The organism is Marinobacter sp. ES-1 (genome assembly GCF_000475255.1).
GTDB lineage: Bacteria > Pseudomonadota > Gammaproteobacteria > Pseudomonadales > Oleiphilaceae > Marinobacter > Marinobacter vinifirmus.
This window is the reverse complement of the sequence record NZ_AXBV01000094.1, coordinates 1-14,317: the sequence shown is the minus strand read 5'-3', so window position 1 is coordinate 14,317 and position 14,317 is coordinate 1. Positions and strand designations below refer to the sequence as shown.

Below are 14,317 nucleotides of genomic sequence, written 5' to 3'. Positions count from 1 at the left end.
GTGCCGTAAGGAGCGGTTTTTGGAAAGGCCCTCCCAAGCGCTTCCGCCCCCAAGTCGGACGGATTATACAAACAAAAACGCCACCAACCGCGAACGGTGGTGGCGTTTTCAAACCCCAAGGGCCAATGATCAGCTTCAGGCAACCTCGGCCATCTGCAACTTGATCTTCTTCATCGCATTCTTCTCAAGCTGCCGAATCCGCTCCGCAGACACACCATACTTGTCCGCCAGCTCATGCAACGTCGACTTGCTCTCGGTCAGCCAGCGCTCGCGAAGAATATCCTGACTGCGCTCATCCAGGTTTTCCATCGCCTGCATCAACCGGCCGTTGGAGTCCTCTGACCAGTCGGCATTCTCCAGCTGCACCGCCGGATCACTGCGGCGATCTTCCAGATAGTAAGCCGGTGCCTGGTAGGCGCTGTCTTCATCGTCATCCATCGGACCGTCGAACGCGGTATCCTGGGACGCCAGACGACCTTCCATCTCCCGCACAACCTTGGGTTCTACCCCCAGGTCCTTCGCGACCGCCTGAAGCTCATCGTGGTTCAGCCACGCCAGCTTCTTCTTCTGGCTGCGCAGATTGAAGAACAGCTTGCGCTGGGCCTTGGTGGTGGCCACCTTCACAATGCGCCAGTTGCGCAGAATGAACTCATGGATCTCTGCCTTGATCCAGTGCACCGCGAACGACACCAGCCGCACGCCATACTCCGGGTTGAAGCGCTTGACCGCCTTCATCAGGCCCACGTTACCTTCCTGGATCAGGTCAGCCTGAGCCAGGCCATAGCCTGAATAACTGCGGGCGATATGAATCACAAAGCGCAGGTGGGAGAGCACCAGATGACGGGCGGCTTCCACATCGCCATGGTAGTGAAGCCGTTCTGCCAGCTCCCGCTCCTCGTCCACTGAGAGAACCGGAATGCGACTCGCAGCCTGAATGTAAGACTCGAGATTCGCGCCCGGAACCAGTCTGTCAACCAGCTGTAAACTCGTACCCATGCAATAACCTCCGAACCTGACAGCCGTTAAATATAACAACTGAAACTTTGACCGCCAAGCACCTGATTAGTTCCCGAACTTCCCAGTAACACGTTAAAAATCATACATCTGGGGAATTCCTGAATGCCATTCCAGCGTCGATAACCGGTAACCAAGCTACGCTGGAACAAGCTGTATTTTCAATACGGTTTTCCCGTTATCCGGATCACCCTCCGGCAATATCGCCCGGCTCTATGTCATCCAGATGACGCTTCACTGCCACCCAGGCGCCAAGCCAGCCTAACACCATGGCTGTGATAATCAATGCCAGGGCACCATCAAAACCCGGGCCGTGAATCACAAACTCGCTCTGGTAAAGGCTCGCCAGCCGCTCGATGGGGCCGTTCAGCCACCATAGCGAAACCTGGATCAACACCCAGGCGACCACGCCGCCACCTAAGCCGAACCAGGCGCCGGTATAAAGAAAGGGCCGGCGTACGAAGGCATCGGTGCCTCCCACCAGCTTGGCCACGAGGATTTCATCCCGACGGTTCTCGATAGAAAGCCGCACCGTGTTACCGATCACCAGGATCACCGCCGCACCCAGCAACAGCGCCAACGCCCAGACCGCCCTCGCCAGGATATCGGTAATGGCATTGAGCCGTTGCAGCCAGCCCAGATCTACCTGGACCCGCTCGACGGCATCCATACCTTCCATAAAGGTCACCAGGGCCTGCACGCCGTCGGCAGAGCGGGCACTGTCTTCCGGCGTTACCAGCAGGGTGTGAGGCAACGGGTTGTCGTCCAGGAAATCCAGGGCATCATCCAGCCCGGACGACACCCGGAATTCAGCCAGGGCCTGGTCCCTGTCTACCATCTCTACCGACAACACCCGGCCATCACCGTCAATCTCGGAAGCCAGCTCCCGGGCCTGCTCCACCGGCACATCCAGTGACAGGTAGGCGGTAATCCGAGCACTGTTTTCCCAGCCGGCACTCACGCCCTGCAAACTACCCAGCAACAGCAACAGCGCCACCGGCAAAGCCAGGGCCACACCCATCACCATCCAGGTCATCATGCTGGCCACCGGACTGCGCCACAGCCGCTGGGCGGAATCTTTCGCCACCTTGCGGTGATGGTCCAGATAACTCCGGGCCTGGTTCGAGGCCGGTGAGCGGCCGCGGTTGGCGCCCCGGCGCTTCTCTGGCTTCTGGCGTGAGTCAGTAACCACTTACACCTCCGCTCAGGGGTGCATCTGCGCCGACAATCATCCGGCCATGGTCCAGGGTCAGCCGGCGCTTGTTCATCTGGTCGATCAGGGCAATATCGTGGGTAGCAATCAGCACCGTAACGCCCACCTGACTGAACTCGGTGAACAGGTGCATGATGTCTGCCGACAGCTCCGGGTCCAGGTTACCGGTAGGCTCATCCGCCAGCAGCACCGGCGGCTTGTTCACCACGGCGCGGGCAATGCCCACCCGTTGCTGCTCACCGCCCGACAGCTGCATGGGGTTCATCTTTTCCTTGTTCAGCAGGCCCACCTTGTCCAGGGCCGCCCGCACCCGCCGGCCGATGTCATCCGGCGACGCACCCATCACTTCCAGCGGCATGGCTACGTTGTCGAACACCGTGCGATCAAACAGCAGCTGGTGGTTCTGGAACACCACGCCAATGTGCCGGCGAATGTAGGGAATCTGCCGCCGGGGCAGGCTGTTGAGCTTCTGGCCGCCCACGATCACCTCACCGGCAGTGGGACGCTCCATCACCATGATCAGCTTCAGCAAGGTACTCTTGCCGGCACCGGAGTGGCCGGTCAGAAAGGCCAGCTCGCCCCGGTCCAGGTGGAAATTCACCTGGCGCAGGGCGGTGTGGTCGCTGTCATAGCGCTTGGTTACCTGACGAAACTCGATCATCGGGGGCTTGGGCTCCGTGGCCGGTACTTCAGTCGTCGAACAGGGCGTCTACAAAGGTTTCTGCATCAAAGCTGCGCAGGTCTTCCGCCTGCTCGCCGACACCGATAAACCGGATAGGCAGCTGCAACTGGCGGGCAATGGCGAAAACGATACCACCCTTCGCCGTGCCGTCGAGCTTGGTCAGGGTAATGCCAGACACGCCCACCGCCTGCTGGAACACCTGGGCCTGGCTCAGGGCATTCTGGCCGGTGCCGGCATCCAGCACCAGCATCACTTCGTGGGGCGCGGAATCGTCCAGTTTTTTCATTACCCGGACCACCTTCTCCAGCTCGTGCATCAGGTTGTCCTTGTTCTGCAACCGGCCGGCAGTATCGGCAATCACGATATCGGTACCCCGGGACTGGGCAGACTGGATGGCATCGAAAATCACCGAGGCGCTGTCGGCACCCGTGTGCTGGGCAATAACCGGCACATTGTTGCGCTCGCCCCATACCTGCAACTGCTCCACCGCCGCGGCCCGGAAGGTGTCGCCAGCCGCCAGCATCACCGACTTACCTTCCGCCTGGAATTTCTTGGTGAGCTTGCCGATGGTGGTGGTCTTGCCAACACCGTTCACGCCCACCATCAGGATCACATAGGGCTGTTTGCCGGTATCGATTTCCAGCGGCCTGGTCACATCCTTGAGCAGGCCATGAAGCTCTTCCCTCAGGGCCTTGCGCAGGGCTTCGCCGTCTTTCAGCTGGTTGCGTTCCAGCTTGTCGGTCAGGGATTCGATGATTTCCGAAGTGGCCGTTACCCCCACATCCGCCATCAGCAGGGTGGTTTCGATTTCCTCCAGCAGGTCTTCATCGATCTTCTTGCCAACGGTGAACAGGTCCGCCAGGCCGCCGGTCAGGCTAGCGCGGGTCTTGCCCAGGCCCTTCTTGATCCGCTCGAAGACACTGAGCTGAGGCTCTGGCTCTGGCTCTGGCTCTGGCTCTGGCTCTGGCTCTGGCTCTGGCTCTGGCTCTGGCTCTGGCTCTGGCTCTGGAGCAGGCTCGACGGCCGGGGCAGCTTCTTCTACCGGTGCCGGCTCGGCAGGCACTTCGGGCGGTGCCTCCGGTGCGGCCTCAGCCATGGGAGCTTCCGGCGCCTGCTCAGGCTGTACTTCCCGTTCAGGTGCTTGCTCCGGGGCAACCGGTGCCGGGCCCTTGGCCACCTCCGGCTTGCGCTGGGGCACCTTTTCCGGGCGCGGGGCGCGCTTGCGGTTGCCGGCGATATCCAGCACAAAGAACAGGACAAGAAGGGCCAGGAGGCCGATTGAAATCCACTCTGCCGTCATAGTCTTACCATCTGTCTGAAAATGGGCGGGCGAAAAGAAAGCCGGTATTCTAGCAGACTGCCGGCACTAAGTGATGGGGGCTCCGATTATCCCCCGCTCCGGGCTTTCCGGTAACATATCGGCCCGAACCTGATCACCGTTTCACTCACCGGAGCAGCTCCATGGCCAAGCGCAGACCACCCCAACGCAAACCCGCCCCGGGCGCCGCCAGGGCCGGCGGACAGGGCGAGTTGCGCATTATCGGTGGCGACTGGCGCAGCCGAAAGCTCCGCTTTCCGGATGCCGGCGGCGTGCGCCCCAGCCCGGCCCGAACCCGCGAAACCCTGTTCAACTGGCTGAATTTCCACCTGGCCGGCAGCGATTGCCTGGACCTGTTCGCCGGCTCTGGCGCGCTGGGCCTGGAAGCCTTGTCCCGGGGTGCCGCAAAGGCAACCCTGGTGGACCATACCCCGGCACTGGCTACAGCCCTGCGAGATAACCTGCGGCTGTTGAAGTCCGAAAACGGCGAAGTGGTCTGCCAGGACGTGGAAGGTTACCTGCACAGCCCACACCGACCGCCGTTCGACATTATCTTCATGGACCCCCCCTTCCGGCAGGGCTGGCTGGCGCGACTGCTGCCACTGATCGCCGGTGGCCCCTGGGTGAAACCGGGTAGCTGGGTGTATGTGGAGCACGAAAGTGAACTGACCGGGCTATCGGTACCCGAAGGCTGGCAGTTGCACCGCCAGAAAACCGCCGGACAGGTAACCTATAACCTTTACCGGGTAGCGCCGGAAGCCGACCAGGACTAACCGGTCAGCCACAAAAAAGCCGGACGGGGGGGGGAATCCCGTCCGGCTTTTTGCGTCTGCGGCCAATCAGGCCATCGGGCGCAGTGAATAGGCCCGCAGGTGCGCCGCAAACTCTTCCAGGTAACGGATACCGCTGGTTTCCGCTTCCTTGCACCAGTCCATCAGCGCCTGCAGCTTGTCCTGAGGCTTGAGGCCCCGCTGGCGCCACAGGGCCTGGAGCTCGTGGCTCTTGTCGTAGATCAGCTTGAGCATTTCATGACGCTCCAGCACCGAATCCAGCGTTTCTTTCTCTCGGGGATGGATCAGCGACACCTCCCGGGACAGCAAGCGCTTGAGCTTGCGATAGCGGGGGCGGATTTCGTCGTCCATCAGGGACTTCTGCTGGCGCAACACCGGCTCCATCACCCGCTTGCGATACTGGCGCATGATATCGAACCGGCTGTTGGTAATGGCCTGCACGGTTTCCACATCCATTTCCTGCTTGCCCGGCACATAGTGGGCAATGGGCCGGTAGCCCTTGGGCTTGGCCAGGCCGAATAGCTGGAACAGGCGGATGTAACCCCAGCCAATGTCGATCTCATACCAGCGACGGGACAACTTGGCGGAATTCGGATAGGTGTGGTGGTTGTTGTGCAGTTCTTCACCGCCAATCAGGATCCCCCAGGGGGAGATATTGCGGGCGTTGTCAGCACACTCGAAGTTGCGGTAACCCATGTAGTGGCCGATACCGTTAACCACTCCGGCGGCCCAGAGCGGAATCCACATCATCTGCACGGCCCAGATCCAGATACCATTAACCCCGAACAGCAGCAGGTTGATCACCGCCAGCAGGGCAATGCCACCCATTTTATAGGGAGTGTAGACCTTGCGTTCGATCCAGTCTTCCGGGGTACGCTGGCCGTAACGTTCCAGGTTTTCCGGGGTTGCCGACTGGGCGTAGAGCTCCGCACCTTCAAACAGAACCTTGCGAATACCCAGAACCACCGGGCTGTGAGGGTCTTCCTCGGTCTCGCACTTGGCGTGGTGCTTGCGGTGGATGGCAGTCCATTCCTTGGTGTTCTGGGCAGTGGTCAGCCACAGCCAGAAACGGAAAAAATGCTTGAGCACCGGATGCAGGTCCAGCGCATTGTGGGCCGAGTGGCGGTGCAGATACAGGGTTACACTGACGATGGTGATGTGCGTCATCACCAGGGTAACAGCGATCAGCTGCCACGCGGAGAGGTCCAGGAGACCGTTAAACCACATAAAATATCCTCAAAAATCAATCAACTTCGACAAGGCGATACTGCGGAGGTTTTCGCTGGTACTCGAAGGGGAAGTTACCTCGTCACTTTAGCGTACACTTGTACGCAACAACAACCGGGTTTGGCGCCATTTTTGTTACTGATTACACTTGGCGGCCGAGAAACCTGTTATCCGCGGAGGCCCCGTGCCTGAGTTACCGGAAGTTGAAACCACCCGCCAGGGCATTGCACCCCATTGTGAAGGCCAGACTGTGACCAGGGTATTAATCCGCAACCCCAGCCTGCGCTGGCCCGTACCGGATGACCTGCCCGAGAAACTGTTAAACCAGGTTATCCGGGCAGTGGACCGCCGGGCCAAGTATCTGTTCCTGCACCTGGATGCCGGCACCGTGATTGTCCACCTGGGCATGTCCGGCAGCCTGCGGGTGATTACCGACGACAGCCCCGCCGCCACCCACGACCACGTGGAGATTGCCCTGGGCAACGGCCGCACCCTGCGCTTCAACGACCCCCGCCGCTTCGGCTGCTGGCTCTGGGCCGATGACTGCTCCGAACACCCGCTGATCCGGGACCTGGGGCCGGAGCCGCTGTCAGATACACTCAACGGACCCTGGTTGTTCCGGCTGTCCCGGGGCAAGCAAACGCCCATCAAGTCTTTCATTATGGACAACCACATTGTGGTCGGCGTGGGTAACATCTACGCCAATGAAGCCCTGTTCAAAGCCGGCATCCACCCGAAACGGAAAGCCGGCCGTATCTCCCTGGACCGCTACCACAAACTGTCTGAAGCCATTCGCGAAACCCTGAGCGCAGCCATTCTGATGGGCGGCACCACCCTGCGCGACTTCGTGAACAGCGACGGCAAACCGGGCTACTTTGCCCAGTCCCTGCTGGTGTACGGTCGCGGTGGCAACCCCTGCCCCGAATGTGCCGCCACCCTGAAAGAGATCCGCATGAACAACCGCAGCACTGTCTATTGCCCCCGCTGCCAGCGCTAGCCAACCGCCAGAGTTGCCAACCGGATATCGAAAAATCGTTTGAAATTGGGGCAATATGATTCATAGTTAACAGAGTATTAACAGGAGAGAATAACGATGACCCGCAAGATTTCCCGCACCCTGATGGCCACGGTTGCAGCCTGTCTGCTCGCTTTTTCTTCTCTGGGCCATGCCAGGGCGATTGACGAAAGCCCGTCGGCGCTGGCCATGACCACCGACGCCGTGCTTCTGCGCCCGGTTCTGCTGGCCACCACCATCGTGGGCAGCGCGGTGTATCTGGTGTCTCTGCCGTTCTCTGCCCTGGGCGGTAATGCCGGTGAAGCTGGCGAGGTACTGGTTGTCGGCCCGGCCAAGGCTACCTTTGTACGCTGCCTGGGCTGCTCCCGCAGTGGCCGCAAGGCGGAAACCGTGGAGCAGTCCGAAGACTGATCCCGGGCATTCGTCCGTAGAATCCCGGCTTGCCAGAGGCCGGAAACTGAGGCAGCCTGAAGCAAATTCTTCAGGCTGTTTTTGTTTATGGTGGATTGGTCAACCCTCGATACTGTGTTCCTGGATATGGACGGAACACTGCTGGATCTGCACTTCGACTCGCACTTCTGGCTCGAACACCTGCCCCGGCGCTATGCCGAACAGTACGACCTGCACCCGCAACAGGCCAAAGACCAGCTGCTGGCCATGATCATGGCCGAGCGCGGTTCCCTCAACTGGTATTGCACCGACTACTGGAGCGAACGGCTGTCGGTTGATATCAACCAGCTGAAAGCGGAGGTCAGTGACCGCATCGGCTACCGTCCCCACGTGCCGGACTTTCTGGCCTCCCTGCGCAAGGCCGGCCTGCACTCGGTGATCGTTACCAACTGCCACCCGGATCCCCTGGCACTGAAACTCAGCCGCACCGGACTGGACCGCCACGTGGATGCCATCGTATCCAGCCATGAACTGGGCAAACCCAAGGAAGACCGGGCGTTCTGGAGTGACCTGGGCAGGCGGGTTCCCTACCGCCAGGAGCGCACCCTGATGGTGGACGACAGCTTCCCGGTACTGGAAAGTGCCCGGGATGCCGGTATCGGCCAGTGCCTCGCGATCCTGGCACCGGACAGCACCCAGGCCCCGGCGACCAGGCACCCGGAAATACCGGGCATCCGTCACTTCGACGAGGTCCTGCCAACGCTGCAAGCCCGCCCGCCACTGCCATCGCAATGACAGGCCGGTTATAATCCGCACAGTTATCCATAGGTCAGGACAACCTGGCCTGCCAGGTGGGGAGATATGGCAGCAACAAACACCGAAGACCCGAAAGTAAGGCTCGACAAGTGGCTCTGGGCCGCGCGCTTCTACAAAACCCGCGCGCTGGCAAAGGAAGCCATTGAGGGCGGCAAGGTGCACTACAACAGCCAGCGCACCAAGCCCGGCAAGATTGTGGAAACCGGCGCCAGGGTCTCCCTGCGCCTGGGCTGGCAGGAAAAAATTGTGGTGGTGGACGACATCAGTGACCGGCGCCGGGGCGCACCGGAAGCGCAGAGGCTGTACCACGAAACCAACGACAGCGTAAAAAAGCGCGAAGACCTGGCCTGGCAGCGCAAGACCATGCAGGCCGCCCAGCTGCCGCCGGCCCGGCGCCCGAGCAAGAAAGACCGCCGGGATATCCAGCGCTTCCGGGACCAGAACGGCCTTTAGAACCGGCTCGCCCAGCCTGGTTTCAGGCACTGCCCCGCAACTTACATCCTTACAGGCATCACCAGTGAATCAACCGACAGTTTCAGGAGACATCATGGCTTCCCAGGATCAGTTCCAGCGTTTTATCTTCGAGCACAGCCAGGTGCGGGGAGCCTGGGTACAACTGGGCGACAGCTTCCGTGAAATCATCAACCAGGCCCCCTACCCGGATTCCGTACGCCAGCTGCTGGGCGAATCCCTGGTAGCCAGCGTATTGATGAGCAGCACCCTGAAGTTCGAGGGCACCCTGTCACTGCAGGCAGCCGGTGAAGGCGCCCTGCGCACCCTGATGGCCGAATGCAGCCACGATCGCAAGATCCGCGGCCTGGCCCGCTTTGACGAACAGGCCATGAGCGGCGAGACCCTGCACGAGCTGCTGGGCCAGAGCCGGATGGCGATTACCATTACCCCGGAAAAGGGCCAGCGCTACCAGGGCGTGGTGCCACGGGAAGCAGACAACCTGGCCGGCTGCCTGGAAGAATACTTCGAGCGCTCCGAGCAGATTGCCACCAGCCTGTTCCTGTTTGCCGATGGCGATACCGCTGCCGGCCTGCTGCTGCAGCGCCTTCCCGGCCACACCGAGGAAGACGATGACCTGTGGAACCGGGTAAACCACCTGGCGCGCACCGTAGAAGCGGAAGAGCTGCTGAAACTGGACAGTGAAACCCTGCTGCACCGCCTGTTCCACGAGGAAACCGTGCGCCTGTACGAGCCGGAGCCGGTGGAATTCCGTTGCAGCTGTTCCCGCGAACGTACCCTGGCGGCGCTCGAATCGATCGGCAAGGAAGAGTGCTACAGCATTCTGGACGAACAGGGCAGCATCGACATGGACTGCCAGTTCTGCCACGCAAACTATCGCTTCAATAGAAATGACATTGATCACCTTTTCACCGGTCATACGCTACACTGACTACTCTTTAACATTGCCCGAAAGCCGCCAGTAGCGCGGCTTTCAGGGCAGTCGTTTTTTATCGGCGTCTCTGGCATAATAGCGCGCCTGAATTGACCCGATTGTTCAGAATTCCGCCAGTGTTCGGGGGCAAGGACTGGGCAATCACGAAGACATCCCGAGGGCGAGGTCGAAGTGAGCAACACTTATAGTGATCTGAGTACAGCAAGACTGGTTGAAGTAGCACTGGCACGGCAGGAAGGCCAGCTTGCGGCAAACGGTTCCCTGGTGGTTACCACCGGCGAGCGCACCGGCCGGTCTCCCATGGACCGTTTTATCGTTGAGGAGCCCAGCACCTCCGACGACATCCACTGGGGCCCGATCAACCGCCCGTTCGACGCCGACAAATTCGACGCCCTGTGGGACCGTGTTGAAGCCTACATCGCTGAAAAAGACCAGTTTGTCTCTCACGTACACGTTGGCTCTGACCCCGAGCACTACCTGCCGGTGAAAATGACCACCGAAACCGCCTGGCAGAACCTGTTCGGCCGTAACCTGTTCATCCGCCCGGACGCCTACAACCCGGCCGACAAGCAGGAATGGCAGATCCTCAACGCCGCCAACTTCGAATGCGTACCCGAGCGTGACGGCACCAACTCCAACGGCTGCGTTATCCTCAACTTTGCCAAGCGCAAGGTCCTGCTGGCCGGTATGCACTACGCCGGTGAGATGAAGAAAGCCATGTTCTCGGTGCAGAACTTCCTGCTGCCGGAGAAAGACGTACTGCCGATGCACTGCTCCGCCAACGTGAGCGAAACCGGCGAAACCTGCCTGTTCTTCGGCCTGTCCGGCACCGGCAAGACCACCCTGTCTGCCGATCCGCACCGCTACCTGATTGGTGATGACGAGCACGGCTGGGGCCCCGGCACTGTCTTCAACATCGAAGGCGGTTGCTACGCCAAGTGCATCGACCTGAGCCAGAAGAACGAGCCGATCATCTGGGACGCCATCCGTTTCGGCGCCATCGTCGAGAACGTGATGATCGACCCGGAAACCCGCGAGCCGGATTACACCGACGTTTCCCTGACCGAAAACTCCCGCTGTGCCTACCCGCTGGAGCACGTCGAGAAGCGCGTGATCGAGAACCGTGCCGGTGAACCGTCGCACATCATCTTCCTGACCTGCGACATGACCGGCGTTCTGCCTCCGGTATCGGTACTGAGCCGCGAAGCCGCTGCGTACCACTTCCTGAGTGGTTACACCGCGCTGGTGGGTTCCACCGAAATGGGCTCTTCCTCCAAGCTCAAGTCCACCTTCTCTACCTGCTTCGGCGCACCCTTCTTCCCGCGCCCGGCCGGCGTTTACGCCGAGCTGCTGATGAAGCGTATTGACGAGTTCGGCAGCAAGGTATTCCTGGTCAACACCGGCTGGACCGGCGGTCCTTACGGTGAAGGCAAGCGCTTCAGCATCCCGACCACCCGTGCCATCATCGCTGCCATCCAGAACGGCGACCTGGACGACGTGGAAACCGAGCACCTGGACGCCCTGAACCTGGACGTGCCCAAGCACATCCCGGGTGTCGAGACCGAACTGCTGAACCCGCGCAACACCTGGACCAGCCCGGAGTACTACGACGGCAAGGCCCAGGAGCTGATTGGCCAGTTCGTAGAGAACTTCAAGAAGTTCGACGTGGCAGACACCATCGTCGAAGCCGGCCCGAAACTCGACTGAGTTTCCCCGGCCTGAAAAAAAAGCGCCCTGCGAAAGCACGGCGCTTTTTTTGTATCGGTGGCTTTTGAGCCAGGCCGCCGGAAGCGGTCACCCTGCTCAGTTTGCGTAGAACAGCAGCGGCACAAACGCCACCAGTACCAGCGAGATGCCCATGGCAATCAGCGGCATGATGATGCGCTCATGGCGCTGGTAGAAAGTACCGCCTTCCTGCTGCGCCGCCAGCACTTCCGCTTCGCCCACCACCTGCCGGGTGAGCAGGTGGTTCAGGGCCACCGGCGGGCTCAGGTAACCCAGCTCGAACGCCACCAGGGTCACCATCCAGAAGTGCACCGGATGAATACCACTGGAATAGGCAATGGTTGCCACCGTAGCCGTCACCAGGATCACGGCACCGAAGGCATCCATGATCATGCCCAGAATCACCAGGATCACCACCATCAGCAACATCGCAGACCAGGCACTGTCGAACGCCTGCGGGAAGGCTTCCATGATATGGGAGCGTTCGATAACCCCGCCAATACTCACGGACAGCCCCAGCAACAACAGCAGGGCACCGATCTCGGCGGTGGTGTCGTTGGTGGCTCCCCGAATGCTGGTTTCCAGGCCCTGGTAATCCGTGTCGCCGGCCGTATCGTCCTGCCGGCGTTTGCGACTGAAGTGCTCGTACACCAGGATGGCCAGCATGATCACCGGCAGCAGGCGCGGTGCGGAGAATTCATCCATCTTCACATCCAGCGCCAGGCGATAGAACAGCACCACGGCAATGATCACCAGCACATAGGGTACCAGCGGCCGCAAGGCCAGCACCGAGGCCGGCATGGCATCGGTCACCGGGGCCAGGTTGAACTGGCTCTGGCGGTTCACCGTAACCGCCACCAGGCTGAACATGGTCGCCGTCAGCACAAACACCCAGATGCCCCAGCCGAAGAGTTCGTCGGTGGTCACTTCCCGGTTCAGGTAGGCAATCACCACCACCAGCAGGCACGGGCGCAGCACCACACCCAGGGAGCCGGACATCGCCGTGGCTGCCAGCGCCAGGTGGCGCCGGGCACCGGCCGCCCGCAGCTCGCTGTAGATCACCGCCCCGGCGGCGATCACGAAAATGCCCGAGGCGCCGGTATAGGCCGTGGGCACTGCTGCCACCAGCACGGCAACGACTGCCAGCAGCTCCGGCGGCATGCGCCAGGGCCGGAACACGTTGAACACCAGAGTCGCCAGCCGGGTCTGCTTGAGCATCATGCCCACCCAAACGTACAACCCCACGTTCAGGAACATGTCGGCCAGCTCCATCATCTTGCCCAGGTAAATACCGATGCCCGAGGAGTGGCCAATCATCGCGAAATAAGTGCCGGAAATCAGGCACATCACTGTGTAGAGCGGTACCGACAGGAAGGCCTGACCCAGGCTGCCGCCGGCGGACAGGCCATCCGGCACCCGGAACAGACGGTACAGGCTGGCCAGGGTGAGACAGCCGAAGCCGATGATCCAGAAGTTGTGCAGCAACAACTCCTCGCCCGACACAGCCGTACTACTGGCCAGGGTGGATTGCCGGAAAATCAGGCTGGAACCCAGCAACATGGCATTGGCGATGGTTTGCAGGGTCAGGGAAACGGTGTAGTCGAGGCGGGTTTCCATGGCCCGCATGGCAATATGGTGGCGGGTCAGGGTTGCGGTGACGGCACAGAGCATCACCAGGATCACCAGTATGTAGCGCTGGGCACTGAGCCCGAAGGCAATCAGGTCGGCCACGAACAGCTCAACGGCACGGTAGGCCTTTACCCCGGCAGTCAGCTGGCCCTGTAACGACTCATAGCTGGCGTGGGCCGAGCGGCAATCCGCTACCGAACGCTCAATCGCCAGGCGCACATCGGCCGGGTCTTTTTCCACGGTGCCCAGCAAGGCGGCCATGGGATCATCCGCCGGGGCTTCCCTGGCCATTTCCTCGGCCACCGCGGCCTCGATATCCCGGTTGGCATCACACTCCGGCTTGGCTGGATCCATCCGGAGCTTGTAGTAGCCGCTCCAGAGCTGCTCCCCGCCCCGGAGCATCTGGTTGTGAATATCACTGCTGGTGGAGAACAGCACCACTGCCAGCAGCAGCAGGCAAGCCGGCAAGGAGGAAAACCATTCCAGCCCGGTACGACGAAAACCACTCGGGGCCATAACTACCTACTCCGGGAATTGGGGGTTACAACAGATCATCCAGATCCATGGTTTCGGTCGGCGCCTGCTGGTCATCCCAGAAGCTGCCGAACTGCCCCATCGGGGTACGATGACCGGTATTTTCTACCCAGAGCCGGTCAGACATAGCCACCAGCATGTTGGTGGCCATGGCATCGACAAAGCGCCACTCTTCGTTGGCATCGTCATTTTTCAGGGACTCGGCGTGGTCACGGATAACCGCCTTCACCAGGGCTTCGTCGCCCTTGTTGCCCGCGGCAATGGCCTGGAACACGTGGCCAAGGCGCACGCCGGCCTGCTTGCCCTGTTCGCTGGCAATGGCTAGTCGCTCCAGCGGAACTTCACCTTCGGGCCTGGTCCCGGGAATCATGGCCCAGACAGTTGCCCTCAGGCCCATGGGGGCACCCCACCATTTCTTGTTATCCAGGCACTGGGTAGCCCGCCCCACCACAGAGCCGGTGTTGAAGGGCACGCCGATGGAAGAGGTAGCCTGGATCTGGGCATTCAGGGCCTGCAGTCCGGCCATGTAGATGAATTGGGTAAGCGGATTAAATGGTT

13 protein-coding genes and 1 pseudogene are annotated in these 14,317 nt (G+C 60.9%); 7 read left to right on the top strand and 7 right to left on the bottom strand.

The annotated features are described in order from the left end of the window. Positions 1-135 precede the first annotated feature (135 nt). From rpoH to ftsY, 4 genes are all read right to left on the bottom strand, one after another. The gene (gene rpoH / locus Q668_RS14745) at positions 136-996 is read right to left on the bottom strand and encodes an RNA polymerase sigma factor RpoH (RefSeq protein WP_022990399.1); all 861 of its coding nucleotides are present in this window, start codon (positions 994-996) and stop codon (positions 136-138) included. Positions 997-1,201: 205 nt separating this feature from the next. Next, positions 1,202-2,206 carry a permease-like cell division protein FtsX gene (ftsX, locus tag Q668_RS14740; protein ID WP_022990398.1) on the bottom strand — a complete coding sequence of 335 codons (1,005 nt, stop codon included), beginning with the start codon at positions 2,204-2,206 and terminating at the stop codon, positions 1,202-1,204. Continuing rightward, entirely contained in the window at positions 2,196-2,888 is a 693-nt protein-coding gene (gene ftsE / locus Q668_RS14735; protein ID WP_022990397.1) for a cell division ATP-binding protein FtsE, read from the bottom strand. Before ftsE ends, ftsX begins: the two co-directional genes overlap by 11 nt. A 28-nt stretch (positions 2,889-2,916) precedes the next feature. After that, complete coding sequence (ftsY, locus tag Q668_RS14730) at positions 2,917-4,209, bottom strand: signal recognition particle-docking protein FtsY (protein ID WP_022990396.1); 1,293 nt, start codon at positions 4,207-4,209, stop codon at positions 2,917-2,919. Between the two features lie 161 nt (positions 4,210-4,370). Here ftsY and rsmD point away from each other — a divergent pair, with 161 nt between their 5' ends. Continuing rightward, the gene (gene rsmD, locus Q668_RS14725; RefSeq protein WP_022990395.1) at positions 4,371-5,000 is read left to right on the top strand and encodes a 16S rRNA (guanine(966)-N(2))-methyltransferase RsmD; all 630 of its coding nucleotides are present in this window, start codon (positions 4,371-4,373) and stop codon (positions 4,998-5,000) included. Positions 5,001-5,066: 66 nt separating this feature from the next. Here the strand turns inward: rsmD and Q668_RS14720 are convergent, their stop codons facing one another. Continuing rightward, positions 5,067-6,245, bottom strand: coding sequence for a fatty acid desaturase (locus Q668_RS14720; RefSeq protein WP_022990394.1), 1,179 nt, complete (start codon positions 6,243-6,245; stop codon positions 5,067-5,069). A gap of 184 nt (positions 6,246-6,429) precedes the next feature. Between Q668_RS14720 and mutM the strand changes: the two genes are divergently transcribed. From mutM to Q668_RS14690, 6 genes are all read left to right on the top strand, one after another. Then, a complete protein-coding gene (gene mutM, locus Q668_RS14715; protein ID WP_022990393.1) occupies positions 6,430-7,242 on the top strand; it encodes a bifunctional DNA-formamidopyrimidine glycosylase/DNA-(apurinic or apyrimidinic site) lyase in 813 nt (270 codons plus the stop codon). Between the two features lie 96 nt (positions 7,243-7,338). Further along, complete coding sequence (locus Q668_RS14710) at positions 7,339-7,671, top strand: hypothetical protein (protein WP_022990392.1); 333 nt, start codon at positions 7,339-7,341, stop codon at positions 7,669-7,671. Positions 7,672-7,758: 87 nt separating this feature from the next. Continuing rightward, on the top strand, positions 7,759-8,445 hold the full coding sequence (gene yrfG, locus Q668_RS14705) for a GMP/IMP nucleotidase (protein WP_022990391.1): 687 nt from the start codon (positions 7,759-7,761) through the stop codon (positions 8,443-8,445). A gap of 66 nt (positions 8,446-8,511) precedes the next feature. After that, on the top strand, positions 8,512-8,919 hold the full coding sequence (gene hslR / locus Q668_RS14700; protein ID WP_022990390.1) for a ribosome-associated heat shock protein Hsp15: 408 nt from the start codon (positions 8,512-8,514) through the stop codon (positions 8,917-8,919). 94 nt (positions 8,920-9,013) lie between these two features. Continuing rightward, entirely contained in the window at positions 9,014-9,868 is an 855-nt protein-coding gene (gene hslO, locus Q668_RS14695; RefSeq protein WP_022990389.1) for an Hsp33 family molecular chaperone HslO, read from the top strand. 174 nt (positions 9,869-10,042) lie between these two features. Then, on the top strand, positions 10,043-11,578 hold the full coding sequence (locus Q668_RS14690) for a phosphoenolpyruvate carboxykinase (RefSeq protein ID WP_022990388.1): 1,536 nt from the start codon (positions 10,043-10,045) through the stop codon (positions 11,576-11,578). A gap of 96 nt (positions 11,579-11,674) precedes the next feature. On the opposite strand, the gene Q668_RS14685 is transcribed toward Q668_RS14690, so the two are convergent. Further along, on the bottom strand, positions 11,675-13,741 hold the full coding sequence (locus Q668_RS14685; RefSeq protein ID WP_022990387.1) for a TRAP transporter large permease subunit: 2,067 nt from the start codon (positions 13,739-13,741) through the stop codon (positions 11,675-11,677). Between the two features lie 25 nt (positions 13,742-13,766). Then, positions 13,767-14,317, bottom strand: a pseudogene (locus Q668_RS14680) (hypothetical protein); the annotation flags it as partial.